Genomic DNA, 7,435 nt, shown 5'->3' on the forward strand with positions numbered 1-7,435 from the left:
GACCGACCCGACCCCGGGTGCCTAGGAGGCGTTCTTCCTGGTGTAGGCCCGCACGGCCAGCGGGGCGCACACGGCGGTGATGGCGGCCAGCCAGATCCAGGTGTAGGCCACCGGGTGGGCGATGGACCAGGGGTCGCCGGCGGCCACCGGGGTGTTGGGGTTGCCGAACAGCTCCCGCAGGGCGTCGGACAGGGTGGTCACCGGGTTCCACTCGGCGATGGTCCGGACCACGCTGGGCATGGAGGCCACCGGCACGAAGGTGCTGGCGATGAAGGTCAACGGGAAGATGGTGGCGAACCCGATGCCGGTGACGCCCTCGGGGGTGCCGACGATGGCTCCCAGCAGGATGCCCACCCAGATCATGGCGAAGGCGAAGGCCACCATCAGGCCGTAGGCGGCCAGGGCGTCGACGAAGGAGCCCCGGATGCGCCACCCGATGGCCAGCCCGGTCAGGGACATGATGACGATGGGCAGCATCGTCTTCATCAGGTTTGACAGGGCGTAGCCGCCCATGACGGCCCCCTTGCTGATGGGCAGGGAGCGGAACCGGTCGATGGCCTGGTTCTTCTGGTCGTTGGCGATGCTCATGGCCGCGCCGAAGGCGGTGAACACCAGGGTCTGGGCCATGATCCCGCCCATCAGGAACTCCCGGTAGCTGCCGCCGCCGGGCACGTCGATGGCCCCCCCGAAGACGTAGGCGAACAGCACCACGAACATCACCGGCTGGATGGTGGCGTCGCTGAGCTGCTCGGGCTGGCGCTTCATGTGGATGAGGCCCCGGCGGGCCAGGATCCAGGTGTCGTGGAGCAGGCCCCGCCGGGGGTGGAGGTCCGTGGCCGGCTCGGCCGCCTCGACGGCGAGCTCGCCGGTGGTGGTGGCGGTGGTCGCGGTCATCGCAGGGCCTCCTGGGGGGTCGTGTCGGTCGGTGCGGACTCGTCGTCGGTGATGGGCGAGCCGGTGAGGGTGAGGAACACCTCGTCCAGGGTGGGCTGGCGCAGGCCCAGGTCCTCCACCCCCAGCCGGGCGTCGGTCAGGGCGTTGGCCACCGCGGCCAGGCTGGCCACGCCGTCGGCGGTGGGGGCCACCACCGACCGGATGGGCCGGTCGATGGCCGGCTCGGACCCGGTGATGCGGGCCAGGATGCCGGCCGCCTCGTCCAGGCGGCTGGCCTCGGAGACCACGATGCCGATGTTGTCCCCGCCCACCTCCCGCTTCAGGGTGCGGGCGTCGCCCCGGGCGATGACGGCGCCGTGGTCGATGACGAGGATGTCGTCGGCCAGGCGCTCGGCCTCCTCCAGGTACTGGGTGGTGAGCAGCAGGGTGGTGCCCCGCCCGACCAGCGTGTCGAGCACGTCCCACAGCTCGGTCCGGGCCCGGGGGTCGAGCCCGGTGGTGGGCTCGTCGAGGAACAGCACCTCGGGCCGGGCCACCAGGGTGGCGGCCAGGTCGAGGCGGCGCCGCATGCCGCCGGAGTAGGCCGAGGTGACCTTGTCGCCCGCGTCGGCCAGGGAGAACTGGGCCAGCAGCTCGCCGGCCCGGTCCTTGGCCTGCCGGCGGGGGAGCTGGTGGAGCTCGCCGATCATGACCAGGTTCTCGTGCCCGGTGAGGAGCGGGTCGACGGTGGCGTCCTGGGCGGCCAGGCCGATGCGGCGCCGCACCTCGGTGGCCTGGGTGCGCACGTCGTAGCCGGCCACCGTGGCCGTGCCCTCGGTGGGCTCGGACAGGGTGGTGAGGATGCGCACCGCGGTGGTCTTGCCGGCCCCGTTCGGGCCCAGGACGGCGGTGACGGTGCCGGTGGGGACGACGATGTCGACCCCGGCCAGCGCCGTCTTCTCGCCGTAGCGCTTGACCAGGCCGTGCGCGTCGATGGCGGGGGGTGAGGTCATCGGAGCTCCGTGGAGGGGGGGCGGTGGGGGCCCGGGCCGGGCCCTGCATGGTGGCAGAAGGTCATCGTCACGAGGTCGGATTTTCCGTCGGGGGACAGGTGGGAGCAGGAGGTCGAGGGCCGGGCAGGGGGTGGGCCGGCCCGGCCCGGCAGCGACGCGGGCGATCAGGGTTCGATCGGTGAGACGGCGCCGCCGGCCGGAACTCATCGCCCCGGGGGCGACACGACCCGACGGTACGACGTCGGCCCCCCCGGAAGCCAGGGGCCCGGTGATGCTGGCCTAGCCTCGCGGCCCCATGACGCGCATCGCCGACCTGCTCGCCGCCGGGCGCACCGTCTCCTTCGAGTTCCCCCCGCCCAAGACCCCCGAGGCCCTCGTCGCCTTCGACGAGGCCATGGACGACCTGGCCGGCCTGGCCCCCGACTTCATCTCGGTCACCTACGGGGCGCTGGGCACCACCCGGGACACCACCCGGGACGTGGTCATCCGGGTGGACAAGGAGCGGCCCTTCCCGGCCATGCCCCACCTGACCTGCGTGGGCCACACCCGGGCGGAGCTCCACGAGCTGCTGACCCACTACCGCCAGGCCGGCATCGACAACGTGCTGGCCCTGGCCGGCGACCCGCCGGCCGACGGCTCGGAGGCCGGGGGCGACTTCGCCTACGCCACCGAGCTGATCGAGCTGGTGGCCGAGGTGGGCCCCTTCTCGGTGGGCGTGGCCGCCTTCCCCGAGGTCCACCCCCGGTCCCCGGACCGGGCCACCGACCGCCGCTTCCTGGCCGCCAAGCTGGCCGTGGCCGACTTCGCCATCACTCAGTTCTTCTTCGATCCCGCCGACTACCGACGCATGGTCGACGAGTTGGACGCGCTGGGTTGCACCACCCCGGTGATCCCCGGCGTCTTCCCGTTCACCAGCGTGGCCGGCCTGCGCCGCATGGCCGGCATGAACGGCAGCGCCATCCCGGCCGCGCTCGAGCCCCGCCTCCAAGCGGTCGACGGCGACCCGGCCGCCACCCGGGCCCTGGGCGTGGAGGTGGCCACCGAGCTGGGAGCCGCCCTCCTGGCCGACGGCGTGCCCGGGCTGCACCTCTACACCATGAACCGGGCCGCCTCGGTGCGCCAGGTGTGCACCGACCTCGACCTCCGGCCGTCGCCCGACGCCGGGAGCCCCCCGGCCTGAGGCCGGGGACACGGTGACGGGCGCGCTGCGGCCCCGCCGGCGGCGCGCCGGGGCCCACCCCCGGCCCGCCGGGCCCGGGGCCTGACCGGTGGCCGCCCCCGCGCCGCGCCGCGCCGGCTGGTCGCCGTCGGACCTGCAGGCCCTGGCCGTCGGCGGGTTGGCCGCGGTGGCTGCCTTCGTGGCCGGCCTGGCCGGCTGCGCCCCGGTGGGCGTCCACGCCACCGACGTGGCCCTGACCGCCCTGCTGGCTGCGGCGGTGACGGCCCTGGGGGCTCGGGCCACCCCCCTGGCCCTGGGGATCGGCGCCGCGGTGGCCGCCATCGCCGGCGGCGACGTGCTCCTGCGCGGGCTGGGCCTGGCCGCGGTGGCCGGGGCCGTCCTGCTGGCGGTGGCCGACCGCCGGCGGGCCGGGGCCGAGGGCGCCGGCCCGGGGGACTCCGACGGTGGGGACGGGCCCGTGGCCGGCCCGCCCGCCGAGGGACGGCGATCCGCCCCCACCGAGCGGTGGCGGCCGGTGGCCGGCGCGGTGGTGGCCCTGGTCGTGGTCCAGGTGCTGCTCCGGCTCCCGTTCACGGCCCCCACCCGGGGCTCGGCCGCGGTGGCCGCCCTCGGTCTGTTGCCCATCGCCTGGTCCGGCCGGCGGCACCTGGCCCCGGCCACCCGGCGGGTGGTGCGCCGGGCCTCGTGGGCCCTGGCCGCGGTGGTGGCGGTGGGCCTGGGCACCGGGCTGGCCGCCGGGCTGGGGGCGGCGTCGTCCATCCGGGACGGGGTGCGGGGCACCGACGCCGGTGTGGACGCGGTGCGCGACGGCGACGAGGAGGCCGCCCACCGGCACTTCGCCGCCGCCGAGGTCGACCTCCGGGACGCCCGGGCCCGGACCCGGGCCTGGTGGGCCACCCCCGCCCGCCACCTGCCCCTCGTCGCCCCCCAGATGGAGGCCCTGGACGCGGTGGCCGACGGCGGGGCCCGCACCGCCGGGGTGGCCGCCGCCGGCGCCCAGCGCCTCGACGCCGACCGGCTCCGCCTGGTCGACGGCCGGCTCGACCCCGAGGCGGTGGCCGCCGCCGGCCCCGTCCTGCGGGACGTGGCCGTGCGCACCGCCGCCCTCCGAGCCGAGCTGGCCGCCAGCGACGGGGGGGACGTGTGGCGCCTGGGCCCGGTGGCCCGGGCGTTCGAGCGGTTCTCCGACGCGGTGGCCGACGCCGAGGGCAGCGCCCGCACCGGCGTGCTGGCCGCCGAGGTGGGCCCCGCCCTGCTGGGCCGGGACGGCGTGGCCCGGTACCTCGTGGCCTTCGTGACCCCGTCCGAGGCCCGGGGCACCGGCTTCCTCGGCAACTACGGCCTGCTCACCGTCACCGACGGGCGCCTGGAGCTGGAGGAGGTGGGCCGCAACAAGGACCTCAACGCCGCCGGCCCCGACACCAAGGAGATCACCGGCCCGCCCGACTACCTGGCCCGGTACGGACGCTTCGAGCCGGCCTCCACCTGGGAGAACGTCACCTTCACGCCCGACGGCCCGACCGCCGCGCAGGTCATGGCCGAGCTGTACCCGCAGTCCGGCGGGGTGGAGGTGGACGGGGTGATCCGCATCGACCCCACCGGCCTGGCCCGCCTGCTGCGCCTCACCGGGCCGGTCGAGGTCGAGGGCCTGCCCTACCCCCTGGACGCCACCAACGTGGTCGAGTTCCTGGAGGTCGAGCAGTACCGGCTCTTCGCCGTGCGCCAGGACCGCATCGACCTGCTGGGCCAGGCCGCCGAGGCCACCTTCGCCGCCCTCACCTCCGGCCCCGGCCCGGCCCCGGCCCGCCTGGCCCGCACCCTGGGCCCGGCCGTGCGGGGTGGCCACGTCACGCTGTGGATGCGGGACCCCGCGGCCCAGGCCCTGGTCGAGCGGCTGGGGGCGTCGGGGGCGGTGCCCCCGGTGCGGGGCGACGGGTTCGGCGTGGTCACCCAGAACACCGGGGGCGGCAAGATCGACGCCTTCCTCCAGCGCTCCATCCGCTACACGGCCACCGTGGACGCCGCCACCGGGGCGGTGGAGGCCACGGCCGAGATCGGGCTCCGCAACGAGGCCCCCGGCCGCGGCGAGCCGCCCTACCTGATCGGCAACCTGGTCGGGGCCCCGCCCGGCACCAACCGCATGTGGCTCTCGGTGTACTCGCCGTTCGAGCTCACCTCGGCCTCGGTCGACGGGAGGCCGCTCGACCTGGAGCGGGGCCGGGAGCTGGGTCGCAACGTGTGGTCGGCCTTCGTCACCGTGGGCCCGGGGGAGACGGCCAACGTCACGGCCCGCTTCGCCGGCAGCGTCGACCTGTCGGGGGGCCGGTACCGCTTCGACCTCCTGCCCCAGGTCATGGCCCGGCCCGACCGGGTCGACGTGGTGGTCCAGGCGCGGGGCGGCGCCCTGGCCCCCCGGCCGGCGTCACCCGCCCCCCCGGGCGGGCTCGAGGAGGTGGACGGGGGGCTGCGGGCCAGCGTGGCCGACGCCCGGGGCACCTTCACGGTGGTGGCCGACGTCCGCCGCTCCGACCGCTGACGCTCCCCGGCGCTCGTCGTCCGGTCCCCGGCCAGCACGGAGCGGAGCGAGGCCCTCGACCTGCGTCACGCTCAGTGGTAGTCTCGTTGTGTCCACCACCGACCGTGTTGCCCTGATCGCCACACCGAGGTCCCGCCATGCTCCGCAAGATCGTCTTCGTGCTCGTCGCCCTGGCCCTGCCCCTGGTGGCCGCCTCGGCCGCCTCGGCCGAGCAGTACCCCCCGACCGGTGACGGCCCGGCCCCCAGCACCGCCGTGGTCGACGAGGGCTCCGAGGGCGGCGGGGCGCCGCTGCCCGACACCGGGACCGACGTGACCCTGCTGGCCGGCGTGGCCTTCGTGCTGGTGGCCGGCGGCGCCGTGGCCGTGGTGGCCTCCCGGCGCCGGGGCGCGGCCCTGCGGGCCTGACCGCGGTCCCCTCCGGGCCGTCCGGATCGGCCGACCCGGCCCGGGTCGAGCTCGGGCCGGCCCCCGGCGGCGGTCCCGTTGAGCAGACAAGTCTGAGACATCTACGATCGCCGGCATGGCCAAGATCAAGGTGCAGAACCCGGTCGTCGAGCTCGACGGCGACGAGATGACGCGGATCATCTGGGCGTTCATCAAGGACCAGCTGATCCTCCCCTACCTCGACGTCGAGCTGGAGTACTACGACCTCGGCATCGAGCACCGGGACGCCACCGACGACCAGGTCACGGTGGACGCGGCCGAGGCCATCAAGCGCCACGGGGTGGGGGTCAAGTGCGCCACCATCACCCCCGACGAGGTCCGGGTCACCGAGTTCGGCCTCAAGAAGATGTGGGTGTCGCCCAACGGCACCATCCGCAACATCCTGGGCGGGGTCGTGTTCCGCGAGCCCATCATCATGAGCAACGTGCCCCGCCTGGTGCCGGGCTGGACCAAGCCCATCATCATCGGGCGCCACGCCCACGGCGACCAGTACAAGGCCACCAACTTCAAGGTCCCGGGCCCCGGCACCCTCACCATCACCTACACGCCCGACGACGGCTCCGAGCCGATCGAGCACGTGGTGGCCACCTACCCCGAGGGCGGTGGCGTGGCCATGGGCATGTACAACTTCACCCGCTCCATCGAGGACTTCGCCCGGGCCTCGTTCTCCTACGGCCTGGCCCGGCGCTACCCGGTCTACATGTCGACCAAGAACACCATCCTCAAGGCCTACGACGGCGCCTTCAAGGACATCTTCCAGGAGATCTTCGACGCCGAGTTCAAGGCCGACTTCGATGCCGCCGGCCTCACCTACGAGCACCGCCTCATCGACGACATGGTGGCCGCGGCCATGAAGTGGGAGGGCGGCTACGTCTGGGCCTGCAAGAACTACGACGGCGACGTGCAGTCCGACACCGTGGCCCAGGGCTTCGGCTCGCTGGGGCTCATGACATCGGTGCTGACCACGCCCGACGGCGCCATCGTCGAGGCAGAGGCGGCCCACGGCACGGTCACGCGGCACTACCGCATGCACCAGCAGGGCAAGCCGACCTCGACGAACCCGATCGCCTCGATCTACGCGTGGACCCGCGGGCTGCAGCATCGCGGCAAGCTCGATGACAACCAGCAGCTCATCGATTTCGCCTCGACCCTCGAGGACGTCGTCATCAAGACCGTCGAGAGCGGCAAGATGACGAAGGACCTCGCGACGCTGATCTCGGATGACGCGCCGTACCTGACGACCGAGGACTTCCTCGCGGCGCTCGACGAGAACCTGAAGGCCCGGTTGGGCTAGCTACACGCCCCAGTTCGGCGACGGCGCCACGAATTCGGTGATGGTGCCTGCCGGCCCGGTGACCCCGACGTAGATGGCGAGGCCCGTGAATCC

Annotated in this window: 6 protein-coding genes; 4 read left to right on the forward strand and 2 right to left on the reverse strand. The window is 74.5% G+C overall.

Features of this window, described 5'->3' with window-relative positions; genetic code table 11:
• Window positions 1-21: 21 nt before the first annotated feature.
• Window positions 22-894 (reverse strand): ABC transporter permease, encoded by an 873-nt coding sequence (locus VEW93_00605; GenBank protein ID HYI60283.1) that lies wholly within the window; start codon window positions 892-894, stop codon window positions 22-24.
• Window positions 891-1,886 (reverse strand): ATP-binding cassette domain-containing protein, encoded by a 996-nt coding sequence (locus VEW93_00610; protein ID HYI60284.1) that lies wholly within the window; start codon window positions 1,884-1,886, stop codon window positions 891-893. Before VEW93_00610 ends, VEW93_00605 begins: the two co-directional genes overlap by 4 nt.
• 295 nt (window positions 1,887-2,181) lie before the next feature.
• On the opposite strand from VEW93_00610, the gene VEW93_00615 reads away from it, so the two are divergent.
• From VEW93_00615 to VEW93_00630, 4 genes are all read left to right on the forward strand, one after another.
• Window positions 2,182-3,066 (forward strand): methylenetetrahydrofolate reductase, encoded by an 885-nt coding sequence (locus VEW93_00615; GenBank protein HYI60285.1) that lies wholly within the window; start codon window positions 2,182-2,184, stop codon window positions 3,064-3,066.
• An 88-nt stretch (window positions 3,067-3,154) separates the two neighbouring features.
• Window positions 3,155-5,602 carry a DUF4012 domain-containing protein gene (locus tag VEW93_00620; protein HYI60286.1) on the forward strand — a complete coding sequence of 816 codons (2,448 nt, stop codon included), beginning with the start codon at window positions 3,155-3,157 and terminating at the stop codon, window positions 5,600-5,602.
• Between the two features lie 137 nt (window positions 5,603-5,739).
• Complete coding sequence (locus tag VEW93_00625) at window positions 5,740-6,009, forward strand: LPXTG cell wall anchor domain-containing protein (GenBank protein ID HYI60287.1); 270 nt, start codon at window positions 5,740-5,742, stop codon at window positions 6,007-6,009.
• Window positions 6,010-6,124: 115 nt separating this feature from the next.
• Window positions 6,125-7,342 (forward strand): NADP-dependent isocitrate dehydrogenase, encoded by a 1,218-nt coding sequence (locus VEW93_00630; GenBank protein HYI60288.1) that lies wholly within the window; start codon window positions 6,125-6,127, stop codon window positions 7,340-7,342.
• Window positions 7,343-7,435: the final 93 nt, after the last annotated feature.

It is taken from the genome of Acidimicrobiales bacterium, from assembly GCA_035630295.1.
In the GTDB taxonomy this organism is placed as follows: Bacteria; Actinomycetota; Acidimicrobiia; order Acidimicrobiales; family Iamiaceae; genus Iamia.